The 15,815-nt window shown below is 54.9% G+C and carries 9 protein-coding genes; 5 read left to right on the top strand and 4 right to left on the bottom strand.

The window, feature by feature from the left end:
• The first annotated feature begins 227 nt into the window (after nt 1–227).
• Complete coding sequence (locus ABF979_RS13045) at nt 228–5,288, top strand: alpha-2-macroglobulin family protein (RefSeq protein WP_415498903.1); 5,061 nt, start codon at nt 228–230, stop codon at nt 5,286–5,288.
• Between the two features lie 74 nt (nt 5,289–5,362).
• A complete protein-coding gene (locus tag ABF979_RS13040; RefSeq protein WP_415498902.1) occupies nt 5,363–7,294 on the top strand; it encodes a transglycosylase domain-containing protein in 1,932 nt (643 codons plus the stop codon).
• Between the two features lie 163 nt (nt 7,295–7,457).
• Here the strand turns inward: ABF979_RS13040 and ABF979_RS13035 are convergent, their stop codons facing one another.
• The 4 genes from ABF979_RS13035 to ABF979_RS13020 form a co-directional block, all read right to left on the bottom strand.
• Nucleotides 7,458–8,015: a flavin reductase family protein gene (locus ABF979_RS13035; protein WP_415511476.1), complete on the bottom strand. Its 558-nt coding sequence runs from the start codon at nt 8,013–8,015 to the stop codon at nt 7,458–7,460.
• Nucleotides 8,016–8,232: 217 nt separating this feature from the next.
• Nucleotides 8,233–10,770, bottom strand: a complete 2,538-nt coding sequence (locus tag ABF979_RS13030; RefSeq protein WP_415560278.1) for a TonB-dependent siderophore receptor — start codon at nt 10,768–10,770, stop codon at nt 8,233–8,235.
• A gap of 151 nt (nt 10,771–10,921) precedes the next feature.
• Nucleotides 10,922–11,905 (bottom strand): FecR family protein, encoded by a 984-nt coding sequence (locus ABF979_RS13025; RefSeq protein ID WP_415498899.1) that lies wholly within the window; start codon nt 11,903–11,905, stop codon nt 10,922–10,924.
• 91 nt (nt 11,906–11,996) lie between these two features.
• A complete protein-coding gene (locus tag ABF979_RS13020) occupies nt 11,997–12,506 on the bottom strand; it encodes a sigma-70 family RNA polymerase sigma factor (RefSeq protein WP_415498898.1) in 510 nt (169 codons plus the stop codon).
• Between the two features lie 239 nt (nt 12,507–12,745).
• On the opposite strand from ABF979_RS13020, the gene ABF979_RS13015 reads away from it, so the two are divergent.
• The 3 genes from ABF979_RS13015 to ABF979_RS13005 form a co-directional block, all read left to right on the top strand.
• A complete protein-coding gene (locus ABF979_RS13015; protein ID WP_415498896.1) occupies nt 12,746–13,273 on the top strand; it encodes an RNA polymerase sigma factor in 528 nt (175 codons plus the stop codon).
• A 130-nt stretch (nt 13,274–13,403) separates the two neighbouring features.
• A complete protein-coding gene (locus ABF979_RS13010) occupies nt 13,404–14,375 on the top strand; it encodes a FecR family protein (protein WP_415498895.1) in 972 nt (323 codons plus the stop codon).
• Between the two features lie 146 nt (nt 14,376–14,521).
• Nucleotides 14,522–15,815 (top strand): TonB-dependent siderophore receptor (locus ABF979_RS13005; protein WP_415560275.1); only part of this gene is annotated, 1,294 nt, incomplete at its 3' end.

The following is a 15,815-nucleotide window of genomic DNA, read 5'->3' as shown; positions in this document are numbered from 1 at the left end:
CTTGCAAGGATCACCTGAAAATGGGTCATCTGATGAGGCAGAACATGAACCAGAGCGACTTTGGGCATATCTATTATGATCGTGTTGTACAACTATTCTGAATAGCGTCGAAGAAACGGATATGGACCAAATCCCCATGGCCGCGTAATTTGTGAAACTCGGTCCCGGCCAGTTGTGGGACTATTTACATCGCGTAATCCAGCATAAACTGTTCAGGGTTCAAGATATTGTCTCTACGCCTTCTGCTTTCTTCCCTGAGCCTTGCAGCCATTCCGGCTCTGTACCTCGCACCATACAGTCGGGCGGCCTCTGCTGAGTCCTCGCCTTTCGCGTTCCAGCACACCTCTCTCGATGCAACAGGCGAACACCCAGAAATCTGCCTGCATTTCAATCAGAGCCTGAACGCACGAGACACATCAACACTGGCCCATTCGGTCCATCTCTCACCAAAAAGCGCTTTTACACCGCGGGTTGAGAATGACACGTTCTGCCTTGGCAACCTCGCCTTCGGGCAGGGTTACACACTAAAGATCGACCCGAATTTTGCTTCTGCTGATGGCCAGAATCTTGCCTCCCCCCTCACACTCAGCGCCCGCTTTGGGCGCCGTGATGCGCACGTTGGGCTGACAGGAGACGGCTTTATCCTGCCCGGACGCACGACCGGGCATACGCCCGCCCTCGCGATTGAAACTGTTAACGTTTCCACGGTTCGCCTCCACGTCTTTCGGGTCGCTGCCTATCAGCAATTTCCCGGCACAGATCATATCGACAGCACGATTCCTGATCTGAACCAGACCAGTTTTGACCCTTATACATTCCAGAACCTGCTGGACACGACCATGCGTGAAATCTGGCATGGCACCATGGCTATCGATCATGCCGCAGACCGATCTGTGACAACTGGCTTCCCGCTGGCAGAGACAATTGGCGCAGGACAGAGCGGACTTTATCTGGTGACGGTTGAAGACGCCGCAACACCGCCCGAAAAAAGCCCCGTGGAAACCGCGCTTAAACGTGGGAGCACCAACGCCGATCTCCTGCAAAGCCAGCCTATTTCTGCCCACTGGGTTAATCTGAGCGATCTTGGCCTGACCATGCTGCGGGGTGAAGACGGGCTGACAGTCAGTGCCCGCTCCCTGATGAGCGGGCAGCCCACTCCTGATGTGACGCTGACACTGCGCGCCCGTGATGGCGGCACTCTGGCAACAGTCACAACGGATGCGAGTGGCCTTGGGCATTTTGATGCGCCCCTGCTCCGTGGCACCATGGCAGACCGCTCCGCGGTCCTGCTGGCCAGCAAGGGAGAGGATTTCGGTTTTCTGCATCTTGACCGGCAATGGTTCGATTTTTCAGAACAGCATCTTGCGGACGCAGTCAGCCCCTTTCAGGGGAGCAGTCGCGCGCTCGTGCAACCTGACCGCGGGATCTATCGCCCGGGTGAGAGCGTGCATCTCCTCACTCTTCTGCGTGACCGGGCAGGACAGGCTATTCCAGACGCACACCCGGTTCTTGTTCTGCGCCGTCCGGATATGATGGAAGAACGGCGCATTCCGCTTACAGGTGCAGCAGAAGGTGGCTACGCGACCACTCTGCCTCTGAGCGCCAGCGCACCCACAGGCCTGTGGCAAGCTGATATTCTACTCGACCCTTCCCTACCCGCCATCGGTTCGGCCCGTTTCAACGTTCAGGATTTCGTGCCCCCCAGTATCGAAGCCAGTTTCAGGCCTCCCGCTTCCGCAACCGCCGGACAGGCCGTTATGATTGATGCCTCAGCACGCTTTCTCTACGGCGCGCCCGGTGTGGGCCTTAAAAGTGACAGTTCCTACAAACTTGTTGCCGCGACTAACCCGATCCCTAACCACACAGGCTGGGCCTTTGGGTTTGAGAATGAAGAGATACCATCAACTAGTGACGACATCATCGCAGCTCCAACCGACCATGAAGGCCATACTCAACTGACCTTCACGCCGGATATTCCTCAGGGCCTTACCCGACCGCTTGCTCTTGATATACGTGCCGGTTTTCTTGACCCCATGGGGCGGCGTGTGGGTGAGCACTTTACAATTCCCGTCCAGCGCACCGCACCGCTGATCGGCCTCCGTGTTGCAACAGATCCCTCCTCCAGCACGGGCAGTGCTGTTATTCCCATTGACCTTGCAAGTTTCGCGCCTGACAACAGTCCGGTTGCCATCGGCAAAATTCACTGGACCTTGGCACGCGTCAATCGGATCTATAACTGGTCCCACACACCCGACAATGGCTGGACCTTCAGCAGTCACACCGTGGACGTGCCTATGCGCTCGGGCGATCTTGCAACAGATGCCAAAGGCACAGCGCGGATCACCCCCACGCTAGACTGGGGCGAATATCGCCTGAGTGCCATCCCGACCGAAAGTGGCGGGGTAACAGGCAGCTCACTCCGCTTTCAGATCGGCTGGGGTGGAAGCGGTGATGCCAACACACCGGACCATCTACCGCTCAGCGTGCGCGATGCCCATATCGCGTCAGGCGGCAGCACGATCATCCACATTGGCGGTGGTTTTGCCGGACAGGCCCAGATAACACTTGCAACAGACCGTGTGCTGAACACGCGCTTCGTGGACGTTCCAAAAGAAGGGCTGGACGTGCCGGTAACCGCCACACCGGACTGGCATTCCGGCGCCTATGCACTGGTCACACTCTATCGCCCCCTCAACAGCCCCTCCGGCCTGCGCCCCCATGACCCTGTGCGAGCGGTTGGCGTCACATGGATTGGTGTCAATCAGGACACGCACCGGTTGAACGTAAGGCTTGATGCGCCAGGCACTGTCACACCACGCCACCGCATTACCATTCCCGTGACAGTTCAGGCCAGTCAGGGTCTCCCGGTAGGGCAGGTGCAGGTCGCGGTGTCCGCGGTCGATCAGGGTATTCTCAACCTCACGCATTTCACGCCGCTCAACCTGTTTGATGCCCTTTACGGTCGCCCCCGTCTCGGGCTGGACATGCTGGACAACTACGGGTCTCTCCTGCTCAGTGATGTGAAAAATGGCCAAATTCGGTCTGGGGGAGATGCAACATCAAACGACAGCAGCGCGGACGGCCCACCCGTACGAACAACGGAAAGCATCGCGTTGTTCGAGGGACCAGTCGCGCTCGACAGCACCGGACACGGCACTCTCTCGTTCGACTTACCGGATTTTGATGGCCAGCTTCACCTGATGGCCTCAGCCTGGAACAAAGATGCCGTTGGCAACGCGCAGGCAGACATCACAGCACGGGACCCGGTTTTTCCCGACCTTGGATTGCCACGGTTCCTCGCCCCGGGAGATACGGCACAGGCACAGGTCTCCATCATCAATGTTGATGCACCTTCAGCACCTTACGAAGTCCAGATTACCACGGATGGGCCGCTCCGCGTTCTCGGCTCCGGCACGCTTAGCGCCCCTGTCAAACCCGGTGGGCGCGCTGACCTGCGTGTTGCACTGGCCGCCACCCCAACCTTGCCGGGCCGCACCGCCATTGCACATATCCACCTCACATTGCACCGGTCCGGCTCATCAAAAGCCCTGCTGACACGAAGCTGGCCCATCGGCATCAGGCTGGCGCATGTTCCGATTACCGTCAGCCGGACTGTGCCGCTCCCACCCGGTAGCCATAAAACATGGGACCGTACAGAACTTGCGGGCTTCAACCCAGCAGACGCGCGGATAACCCTCAACTTCTCCGCATCGGACGGCCTTGATACCGTCGGGTTGCAAGAATCCCTGCAAACCAGCGTGTGGGGGGATTCTAATACACTCGCAGCTCAGGCCCGTGCGCTGCTACAACAAGGCAACCAGCCCCTCCCCCAAACTCGCGATCACAGAGATAGTCCGGGCAAATCCATCCAGTCAGTCATCAATACCCTTTTTGATCGCCAGAACCCGTCAGGTGAGATTGGCCAATGGGACCGCTCCGATGGCCTCAGTCTTCCCGACGATCTGGACTATCTTGCCGATTTCCTGATCCGGGCAAAAGCTGCTGGCTACCCCGTGCCGGAGGACCGGCTCGACCTGCTGCTCAACCATATTGAAAGCGAGCAGCTCCAGTCTCAAAGCGTCGATGATGACGAGCATGAGAGTGAAAGGCTGGCAGAACAGCTGAATACACGTGCTTACGCGGCATATGTGCTGGCCCGCGCGGGTCGCCTCCACCCTGATGCAATCCACACTCTCGCTGCCTCACTCGTCACGCAGCAGGATGGTAATCGTGTCAGCTATGTCTGGGCTGGCACGGCAGGCTCCAATGCACAGGCCTTTCCTCTGGCTCTTGGGCATCTCGCTGTCGCGCTCGCAATGGACGATGCACCGGTGGACAACAGCGCGACATCACCAGAAGCACTGCTGGACGCAGCCATCTCGGCACTCGGGCCACCCCGCACCGAAAAGCCGGATTTGTGGGATTACCGATACTGGACCTACGTGCGCGATCTGGCCGGGCTTGCTGCCTTAACAGCCGAAGCGCATGACGACCAGCGCACCCGCCTGCTTATCGGGCGGTTTGGCAAGTTGGCTCTGTCGCCTGATATGCTGACAACCGCGACCAAAACGGCACTGCTCGAATCTGCCAGTGCTCTGAACAGGGATACTGACGGCCGGAGTGTGCGTGTGCAGGGGCGCTCCAACACCACGCCACTGCGCCTGCCGCTTACCTATCCGTTTGATTCCACCGCACTCGAAAAAGGTCTTCAGGTTGAAAATACTGGCAGGAAGATGCTGTTCAGCACCCTGACCGTGCAAGGCGAACCAGCCGGGGATGTCAAACCTCTCACCAAGGGACTGACCCTGACCATGCAGGGTTTTACCCTGACTGGCCAGCCATTTGACCTGACACATATGCAACAGAATGACCGATTTATCGTCAGTCTCAAAGGCACGGCCCTCCACCCTGGTCAGTATCTGGTGGGCATTACCAGCCTGCTTCCTGCCGGATGGGAAATTGAGAGCATTGTGTCTCCTGAGGATGTCGCATCTGATGACCATGACAGCGACGACCCTGAAAACGACCGCGCAAAACTCCCCTACGCTTTTCTGGGCACGCTCAGCAACACCGAACATGCTGCAGCACTGGATGATCGTTTTAGTGCTGCGGTGCGCTTCACCACACAGTCTCCAGACCTTACGGCGCGGGGTTTCCATGTCGCTTATATCGTCCGCGCCATTACGCCGGGCCGCTTCACTCTACCAGAAGCCATAGTCAGCGCACAGCGTCTGCCGAGCCTGATGGCGCGCACGGCATCAGGGACTGTCGAGATCAGCGCACATTGAGGGATTTTCGCCTCCTCGCCAGAAACTGTACACTAGGCCTGCTGCTCACCAGCCTCCTTCCGGCGGGTTTGCTGGTGGCCGACCGTTTTAACCCGCCAGACCTGTATCGGGCCGAGCAAGCCGCCCTTCTTGTTCAAGCCCGCGACCATACATTGCTTGACGGCCATACAAGCCGCGATGGCTTCTGGCGTCTGCCGGTTGAAAGCCAGAATGTTGATCCGACCTACATCACACTCCTGCTGACGACAGAAGACCACCGCTTTGAAAGCCATCCGGGGGTTGATCCGCAGGCCCTTGCACGCGCCATCTGGCAACTGGCCCAGCGTGGTCATATTGTCTCTGGCGGTTCAACCCTAGCCATGCAAACAAGCCGCCTCCTTACCCCACATCGTCATACATGGGGCGGCAAGCTGCGGGATATCCTGCGTGCCCTCCAGCTTGAATGGCGCTTCGGCCGCCAGGGCGTGTTGAACCTTTACCTTACACTGGCTCCTGAAGGTACGAATATCGAAGGCATCCGTGCGGCATCCCTACTCTATTTCGGGCATGAACCCAGCCATCTGACATCCACCGAGGCTGCGTTCCTTGTCACTTTACCCCGGCGGCCAGCCGCACTCCGTCCAGACCGCCATCCCAATACCTTGCTGAACGCAGCACAGAGCACACTGCAACGCGCCACTTCATTAAGACCTGTTGCATGGCCAACACCAGACACACGCGGCGTGCCGCATGACGCCCCTGAACTCGCCGGTCATTTTATCAGCGCAGGACGCAACGGTGTGGTGGTGACAACGCTTGATGCACGGCTCCAGCGCAACGCACGGCAAGTGCTTGCCAACCACCCTGCCCCGCTGCGTGGAACATTTGCCGCACTGATTGTTGACCACGAGCGGCAGATCATTGCATGGGTCGGAGGGGCCGAGCATAAAGCTCCGGGCAATGCGATAGATGCTGTTTTGGCGCCCCGCTCTCCCGGCTCCACACTCAAACCGTTTGTCTATGGGATGGCGTTTGAAAAAGGCTGGATGACCCTCCACACACGTGTGCGCGATAGCCGACTGGCCATTGGCGGCTATGCCCCCAGAGATTTTGACCATGCTTTCCGGGGGGAAACCACTGTGAGTGAAGCCCTTCAGCTTTCACTCAATGTCCCTGCCATTCAGGCGCTGGAACGGGTTGGCGCCTCCCGGTTCATGGACCGCCTCTCCAGCTGCGATGTGCGATTGCGACTACCCAAAAACCCGGATGGCACACAAAGCGCACCGAGCCTCGCAATCGTTCTCGGGGGAGCAGGCATCTCACTCCATGACCTGACAATGTTGTACGCGGCACTCGATCATAATGGTTACGTCACTCCCCTGCACCATGAACCAACAGGCCCGAAAGCGACAACGTCCGAGACGGTCCTGCTGTCCAGCAGAGCCAATGCCGATATTCGTACAATCCTGCGGGGTACCGCTCCACCGGCTGGCGTAGCATCATGGGAGGACGTTGCCTTCAAGACAGGCACATCCTATGGCAACCGTGATGGATGGGCGATGGCCTCTACCCCGCAGGCAACAGTCGGTGTATGGGCCGGACGCCCGGACGGCACCGCCTCTCCAGGGCTGACAGGACGGGATACGGCGGGACCCGTGCTGGCAGATCTCCTCTCTCTGGTTTCACTCCCGCATAAATCAGCCCCGACAGCCAGTATTCAACCTCATCGTGCTGTTGCAGTCCTGTCACCTGCCCTGCGTGTCCTGCAACACGGACAGGCACCACAGATCATCTTTCCACGCAACCATTCCGAAATTGAAAGCCGCTCTTCTGATGGCACGATGCTTCCCATCGGGCTGGAAGGCTCAGGCGGCCATCCGCCTTATCATTGGTATATCAATGGCACTCCGCTAAATGTGCCGCCCGGTGCGCAACCATCCTGGACACCCGATGCACCCGGCTTTGCTCACGTCACTCTTACGGACGTGCAAAATGCCCATGCGACCATTGATATTCGCATACGATAAAATGGAACCTTCTTGCATTGTTAATTTATTTTATAACGTGCTTTCTTTTTTAGCCAATTAATGCCTATTAAGTTTTGAAATTCTTTGCAGTCAAACGTGGGATCTTCGCCCACCAGCGCGACCGCAGTCTGCGGCAGACCCCACGGGAATGATCATGCGGAGATCATGATTTATGCGTCAGGACGCTCGGTGGTAGCTTCGGGCGCATCATCATGCGCCGATCCAGCACAGGCCCGTCGGTCACAAAGGTGCCATCGCCAATAGCGTGCAGGGAAGAGCGTTCCTTGCGATGCGGGTCGGCATGGACCGCAACCCCTTCAAGAATGACGATGCCATACGGCGCGATGATGTCGATGACGCGACATTCGATGTTCGCCAGACATTCAATCAGAAGCGGCGCTTTCACCCTGTCAGCCTTACGGCGGGCAAGACCGAATTTTTCGAACTTGTCCGTATCCCTGCCAGAGCAGAGACCAATCCCCACGACTGTGTCGAGCATGTCAGCGGATGGAATGGCGAGCACACATTCCCGCGTTTTCTCAATCGCCTCCCATGAGTAATTCCAGGGACCAGTGGTGATGGCGAAACGCGCGTCGAAATCCAGCACCATGGTCCATGTGATCGTCACGACATTGTCGCGCCTGCCGTCATGCGTGGTCACAAGCGTTACCGGCCCGGATTCCAGAAACGTAAAAGCCTGATCAAGGGGAAACGGCTGCATGGCAATCTCCGTCCGGTTGTCGCTGATCCAGATCTTATAGCACGGCTTCCATGCCTGATTATATTGAGTATTTATGCCATACGGCGTGACCTTGTGGAAATTGAAGGGGCAAACCACATTTTTTACAGCGAGGCTACCCCACGATTTTGACATGGAGACGAGAATCAAACTGCTGAATTTAATGGGAAAAAATTCCGCAATTCGGGGTAAAGAAATTTCACCAGTTATATGTCAGGTTTCCATATACTCGGCGACCCTGGCCTATATAACAAGTCCCGCCTGCTCCACAGGTAGTAATATAATATTTATTCGTCAGGTTCGACATGGCCAATTGCGCCTTCAACCCTCGTAGGGCAGGTAGCACTTCGCCAAAATCATAATGCGCGCCAACATCAAACAGAACGTACGCAGGGGTCTTAAAAGACTCAACGTTACCTGCATAATTAAATCCAACATATCTCAAGCCCCAGTTGATCCCAAATCCTCTCGCCCAGGCTTTTGGAAGATTGTAGTCAAAGAAGACAGAGAACATATTTCGTGGAGTTTGAGGAACCGATTTACCTTCTTGTGATATCGCCTCTCCATAAAACTCTCCGATGTAAGGATTATATTTTCGCGATGTTAAATTACTTTTTGCGAAGCGGGCATCTGTGTAGCTATAAGACGCAAGAACGCGCAAGTCCCGTGTAATGTTTGCGTTCGCTGATACCTCAAACCCTTGCGATTTGACACGCCCCGCATCTTCTGAATATCCCGCATGGATAAGATCACTTATCAGGTAGTGATCCTCGTCTATGTGAAATGCGGATGCTGTTACTAGAATATTCTTGTTAGGAGCTTTATATTTTAGGCCCGCCTCCATCTGCTTGCCTTGTAAAGGGGCGATGAGACGCCCTTGCCAATTCGTGGTGTCCTGAGGTGTGAATGACGTCGCGTAGCTGAAATAAGGAGAAAGACCGAAATCAAAATTATAAATCAGGCCAGCCCTCCATGTAAATTTGCTTTGCGAGTATGATGTATAGTGTTGACCGGTGCTGTAATTATAAGAATGCGATTGATCGTTAAACCAATCCTGACGTCCCCCTAAGATAACTGATAATCTTTTCCATTTTATCTGATCCTGAAAATAAACACCTTCCTGAAAATAACTCCATGTTCCATCGTAACCTCGCACATGGCAACCAGAACTCGAAGTGATATTCAAGCATGGCGTAAACTGTGTCGCCTGTGGATTATAGAGATCAATAATCGCATCTGTTGATGATATTATATTATTTTGATTTAAATCATAATGCCGAAAATCTGATCCGACTACCCACGTATTCTTTACATTTCCAATTTTAAACTTTCCATCGAGACGAGTGTCAAAAGCTATGCTTTCGGAAGAGTAATTTCTTGTCTGTGGTCTATAATACTGCAGATTAGGAGTGGCGCTATCAACACTCCCATCGTTGTAAGAATCTTTACTATTTTGTACTGTTTTTTCATAGCGAAGCACCTGACTGAAATTGATGTATTTATTAAATTCGTGCTTAAATTGGTATTCGAACATGGCATTTTTTCTGGGTTTTTCATTCCACCAGTTAGTCAAGCCAGCAAAAGTGCTGCGTGATATCCGCCGGTAGCCGTCCGTAACTAAGCTGCCTTGTGCCGGATATTGTGCTCCAGCATTTGCTCCGTTCGCTGGCGTGTAAGAATAAGAGCCTATAAGAGTCAGAGATGTACGCGGATCGATATCCCATGTGAGGGAAGGAAGAATACCGACACGTTTGTAATGAGTGTAATTTGACTGGGCTCCTTGTGTATCGCCGATCGCTGCAATGCGGTAACGAACGTTCCCAGATTTTGTGATTTTGTCGCTGACATCGATGGTCGCTTCGTAGCGGTTCCAGTTTCCGAAGCCAACAGAGACCTGATGAAGGGGAGTATCAGTGGGCTTTTTAAGGGTCATATTGACCAAGCCACCTGGCGCGGACTGTCCATACATGACAGAGGGTGGCCCATTAAGCACTTCGATCCGCTCAAGAAAAGAGGTCTCGCCTGACGTCAGGGACGTGCTCATCAAACCGTCAACAAACTGCTGAGTACTAAATCCACGCAGCTTGATCGCGCCACCGCTCCCGAGTGCTTCGCCTGACGAATACGAACCATATGGTTCCGAATAAACACCGGGACTATAACGTAACGCTTCCTGAATGTTTTGTGGTTGTTGATCGATCATCTGCTGTTTTGTGATCACATAAATTGAGGTCGGTATCTCCGTGATCGGTGTGTCGGTCTTTGTTCCTGCCATGGTAGTTGTAGCGACATACCCTACCCCAGGCCCCGTGGGGTCCTGATACGCAACTTTTCCACCGACACGCACAGGACCAAGCGTGATATTGGCGGAGGCCTTAACGATCACGAACGCATCGTGGCCTTTCGCTATATAAGAGAGGCCAGAGCCGTTCAAAAGCTGTTGGAGTGCTGAGGACGCGGACATCGTCCCCGATACGCCCTTCGTCACGACGCCGCGTGTCAGATTTCCGTCAGCCGTAATCTGATAACCGGCCTGCTGCCCAAAGATCGCCAGAGCCGACCCCAATGGTTGTGCTGCGATAAGAAAATTTACGGCTTGCTCAGTTGATTGCTGACTGGCGATTGTCGCCGTTGCAGCCATAGCCGTATCAGCGACACCAAAACTCAAAGCAGTGCTAACCATAAGAAAACACGCGAAATTTCCGCGTGACAAAACGTGGTAGGCGGACGATTTCACAGCGTTTCCTCCAGATGAAAAGAACAGCGCCGCATAGAATGCGATTTCTTCGCATTTGCGGCTTCTATTCCTTCCACGTACGAGAGAGGATGTTTTCAACGCGCCGTTGAAAAAAAATCTGTCCGGCTGGAAAAAAAGAGCCGTCGGCCCGTCAGAAAGCTGTGACCAAGACAAGCCACGGAGTCAGTTCAGTGACACGAACTTTCTGTTGTTCCGCCATCAGCTTCAACGTCGCCACCGGGTCATCCAGACGGTAGAAACCTGTCACCGAAACCTTGGACAGGCCACGACCGACAACGACTATCTTTCCCCGATAGAAAGGACGGAGACGATTGATCGCCTCAGCCATAGGGGCGTCCTGAAGCGAAAGCTGATTATGCCGCCATCCCCCGATCAACGGGGTTGTGCTCGCCCCTTCAATTGCTCCTGTCTCCAATTTGACGGCTGCCGCCTCCCCTTGCTTCAGCGATCGTGTCAGTCCGTGGCCGGATTGAACTGCGACCTCTCCTTCCGCAACCTCCACTCTGACGCCGCTATCGCTTTCCGCAACATCGAACGCAGTACCGATATCCCTGACTGTCACACCATCGACAGCGACAGAAAATGGTCGAGCCGGGTCATGCTTAACCTCAAAGTAACCCTCGCCGTAGCGAAGCTCCACCCCGCGTTGTCCTGGCTGATATGCTAATTTGAGCGCTGAACGGGGAGCCAGGAATATGCGAGTGCCATCAGCCAGCGTGAAGGTTCGTGTCTCTCCCGCTTTCGTCACATAATCAGCACAAATCCCGCGCCAATCAGTCAAGCCTACGCCCAGAACGACCACTGCACACGCACCAGCCACGGCAACGACCCGAATGGTCCATCGTTTTCGACGTAGCGTCGGATACCGGACAGCACCTTGAGGATCACGGGTAAATGGCTCCCATTGAGCCCGATGCGTCGGAGACATTCTGCCGATAAGATCGCCTGTCTGCTGGATCGCCGCCCAAGCAATAGCATTTGCCTCACGCGAGGCCCGCCATTGCTCGAAGCGTGCATAAAGCTCGGCATCATCAGGAGCTTCCTTCAGGAGAATATCCCAATCCGCCGCTTCTTCTTCAGCCTGTTCGTCGATCCCGCCGTTTGCCGTCGTCATCACCACCCTTGATACTCGCCCTCAGACACCGTCAGCCTTACATGACTACCGGATAGGCTATCATTCTTTTATCAGACGATTGGGAACGTCTTTATTCGTCATCAAGCCGACGGCGGCAGTGGCGTAATCCGCGCGAGATCATCGCATGAACGGCGGGTACAGTCATATCGAGAAAGGCCGCAATTTCGACCAGCTTGCAGCCACCGATTTTGTACATTTCCAACGCGATTCGGGTTCGTTCCGGAAGGTCCGCCATCGCCGCATCCAGACGAACAATCTGCTCCCTACCAGCAACTTCCGCTTCTGGTGATGGTCGATCATCAGGGAAAGAGTCGTAAAAAGTCTCGCTCTGTACGGCTTGATCCTCGAACTTCGCGGCGCGCCTATAGCCTGTGATGGCGAGATTCCTAACAATCCGATAGAAATAGAACAAAGGTTGTTCGATGGTGCGACCACCCGTCTGCCGCAGATGGTCTGCCTTGGCCCAAGCTTCCTGAACAATGTCCTCCGCATCCGCCGATCTGCCGGAAACTCGCCCCGCGTAATCGATCAGCGTCGCGCGATGTTTGAGATACGCCTCAAAGACCTTGTCTTTCGTCACATCCCAAACTTTCTTTTCAATTATATGTTCGCACCACGCAAATGAGAATGGTTATTATTTTTTAACGCACTCCAGCGTTTCTAGCAAGGCGAGGTCGCGTACGAGTCATTCCACGAGACTGACCTCTGGAATACACACACCCGCTCAGGCATACGAGATATTGCGATTTGTTCGCATTATTATTAGAATCCGATTCTGCCCGTCTACGAACGGCACGTGAGGAGAGAAGGTAGCTGAACATGACGGGTTCCGGTTCCAGAACCTGGCCGGAAATATTCTCTGAGCAGAGACCCGGCCTGTTACGCTTCCTGCTCCAGAAACTGGGCAATCGTGAACTTGCCGAAGACCTTACTCAGGACGTGTGGGTCAGGATCGCAAGGGGCGGCTGCACCATCATGCCGGATAACCCCGCCAAATACCTCTACCGGATTGCCACCAATCTGGCGATCGACCATCTGCGGCGCGCACGCCACGGCATTGAAGTGCAGGCCGACGACACCCAGACCGAAAATATTGTCGCCGAAACCGTTTCTCCCGAAGATGCCACGATACAGCGCGACCAGATCGAACGCCTGCGCGCGGCGCTGGATACCCTTCCTCCACGCAGTCGCGAGATTTTCATACTCGCCAAGTTTGAAGGGCTTTCCTACCACAAGATTGGAGCGATGCTCGGTATGACCCGGCATATGGTCATGAATCATATGATGACTGCCCTGACCGCTGTGGAAGATGCGTTGGAACCACCATCAGGCGAGCCCGAAAAATAATTCCTGTTTCTTCCCCCCTTCCCGCTCGTCATCCGTCTTTCTGTATAGAGGGGCATTCACGCCACCTCTTCGGCTGGGCAAATACGGTCCACGAGATCATTGCCGGATATCCAGAAAGACCACGAACACCATGACGCACCACAAATCCGATGCCCATATCCGGCAGGAAGCGCGCCAGTGGCTCATGGTCCTGAATGACGCCGATGCGACAGAAGAGGAAAAACGCGACTTCGCATTATGGCTCAGTGAGGGAGACAGAGAAAAACAGGCGTGGGAGCGGGCAAAAGGCATGTGGTCCCGTCTTGATGACCTCGCCCCAGCACTGACACCCTCTCCGACGAACGACAAGCCTGTAGCCGCGAATGACGTTGGCTCATTCCGGGTAAGCCGCCGTCGTATGATAACTGGAGCAGCCGCAGCAGTCGTCGGCATGGCATCTGGCGGCAGCTATCTTCTGACCCATCCCGAAGTCTTTGCAGACCACAGGACGGGCACGCAGGCAGGCAAAACCGTAACCCTGGCGGATGGTTCGCTGGTGGAGCTTGCCCGCAGTTCGGCCATCTCCGTTTCATGGTCACCGCAGGTCCGGCGTGTTACCCTCCATGAAGGAGAGGCCCTGTTCACTGCCCGGCACGATCCTTTGCGGCCATTCATCGTGGATGCAGGCCCTGCCGTTACACAGACAGCAGGTGCCGTCTTTGACGTGAACCGTCTGGACGACACCACTTTGGTGACAGCCATTGAGCACGAACTGACCGTTACCCCGCCACAGGGAGGTATGCTGCTGACAGCGGGCCAGCAGATGCGTTGCGCGCCGGGTGAAACCCAGGGACCGCTGGCCGTGGACACAGCGTCCATCCTCGGCTGGCGGAATGGCCGGATTGTTGCCGATGGTATGAGGCTGGCTGACCTTGCGACAGAACTTTCGCGCTATCGGAGGGGCCGCATTCTCATCACGGACTCCCGCCTCCGCGATCTTCCCGTGACAGCAGCGCTCGACGCCCGCAATCCTGACGCCGCGATTGAAACACTGGCAGGCTCGCTTCGCCTGCGCGTCCGGCATTTCACGCCCTGGCTTGTCACCCTGTCTGCCACAAGCTGACCGGGTATCCAAAAAAAATCACAGAAAAAGCGCTTCACCGCCGACCAATGCCGTTCGTCGTCCGTCTTTAACAATAGGTGCGATTTTTTCGCATTTGCATATGACGGCGGGCATTGCCCCTTGCACAAGGACGACGGTAAGAAACCATGCATCCCAAGATCGCGACGGCCGGTGCCGATCTGCTCTCCGTAAATCCCAGAGAACGCGCGATCAGAGCGCCCCTCGTGACACTTTCCCTAGTGCGCATGCTCGGCCTGACAACGGCGCTCGCATCCGTCGTCATTGTCCCTGTAAAAGCGGCATCAGCCGATACCCCTGCCTCCACGGCTGCGGTCGAGCGGAAATTCACATTGAATATTCCTGCTCAAAAACTGTCATCGGCACTTGTCGCGTTGTCGAACGCAACGGGCACACAACTTGCCTACACCACACAGTTGAGCGACGGACTGCGTTCTTCTGCAATTTCCGGCACGATGTCCGTCAATGCAGCCTTGGCACAAGTCCTGAGCGGAACTGGTCTGACTTACCGGTTCAACGGTAATACCGTCGTACTGACGAAAGCCTCAGCCAACATCACCCTCGGTCCTGTTCGTGTAGGGGGGACAGTCACGCATCAAGACCCCACTGGGCCCGGAATAGGATATGTCGCCACAACTACCACGGCAGGAACAAAAACCGATACTCCAATCATGGAAATCCCGAATTCCATTTATGTTATTACAAAACAACTGATGGTAGATCAGCAGCCTCAGAATGTGATGGAAGCATTGCGTTATACACCCGGCGTCTATGCCGAGTCGTTAGGGACTGCAAACACGGGCGCGCCGGATAGTCAAAATAACGCAGGCGGTGGATTCTTGCAGAGGGGGTTTTCTTCTATGCAGTTTGTTGATGGGCTGCAAACCAACTCGGAGAGTGCAGCCGAAACCTCATTTCTTGAACGTGTAGAAGTCGTAAATGGTCCGGCATCAGTGATGTATGGTCAAACGAGTCCTGGTGGCTTAATCGGGATGAGCTTGAAAAAACCTACAGACGTACCGTTGCACCAAGTGTCTTTGGGTTTTGGAAATTGGGGGCGTTATGAAGCCACGTTAGATATGAGTGACAAGATTACAAAATCTGGAAATTTGCGCTATCGTATTGCTACAATCGGTGACACTCAAGGTAATCAGACCGACTATACAAAATATCATCGTGTCGGTATGCTGCCGTCGCTTACGTGGGACATCGATAATAAAACGTCTCTAACGTTGATCGGTAGTTACGTTTATACTCCAGGTGCTGGGACATATACCGCTGGTTACCCGGCGCATGGCACGCTGTTGCCTGGCGAATATGGAAGAATCGCCAGAAGTACTTTTTTAGGCGAACCCAACTGGAACGAGAGTTCCTCAAAATCTGCTATGTTTGAATATTTATTTAAACATGATTTTAATAAAT

The organism is Gluconobacter sp. (assembly GCF_047723935.1).
Classification (GTDB): Bacteria; Pseudomonadota; Alphaproteobacteria; order Acetobacterales; family Acetobacteraceae; genus Gluconobacter.
The sequence above is the reverse complement of the archived record's forward strand: the minus strand, read 5'-3'. Positions and strand labels throughout refer to the sequence as shown.

What these genes read in the sequence shown, in the direction of transcription:
- ABF979_RS13035 (WP_415511476.1), bottom strand. Translation starts at nt 8,015, where the DNA reads ATGCAGCCGTTTCCCCTTGATCAGGCTTTTACGTTTCTGGAATCCGGG.
- ABF979_RS13025 (WP_415498899.1), bottom strand. Translation starts at nt 11,905, where the DNA reads ATGACGACGGCAAACGGCGGGATCGACGAACAGGCTGAAGAAGAAGCG.
- ABF979_RS13015 (WP_415498896.1), top strand. Translation starts at nt 12,746, where the DNA reads ATGACGGGTTCCGGTTCCAGAACCTGGCCGGAAATATTCTCTGAGCAG.
- ABF979_RS13010 (WP_415498895.1), top strand. Translation starts at nt 13,404, where the DNA reads ATGACGCACCACAAATCCGATGCCCATATCCGGCAGGAAGCGCGCCAG.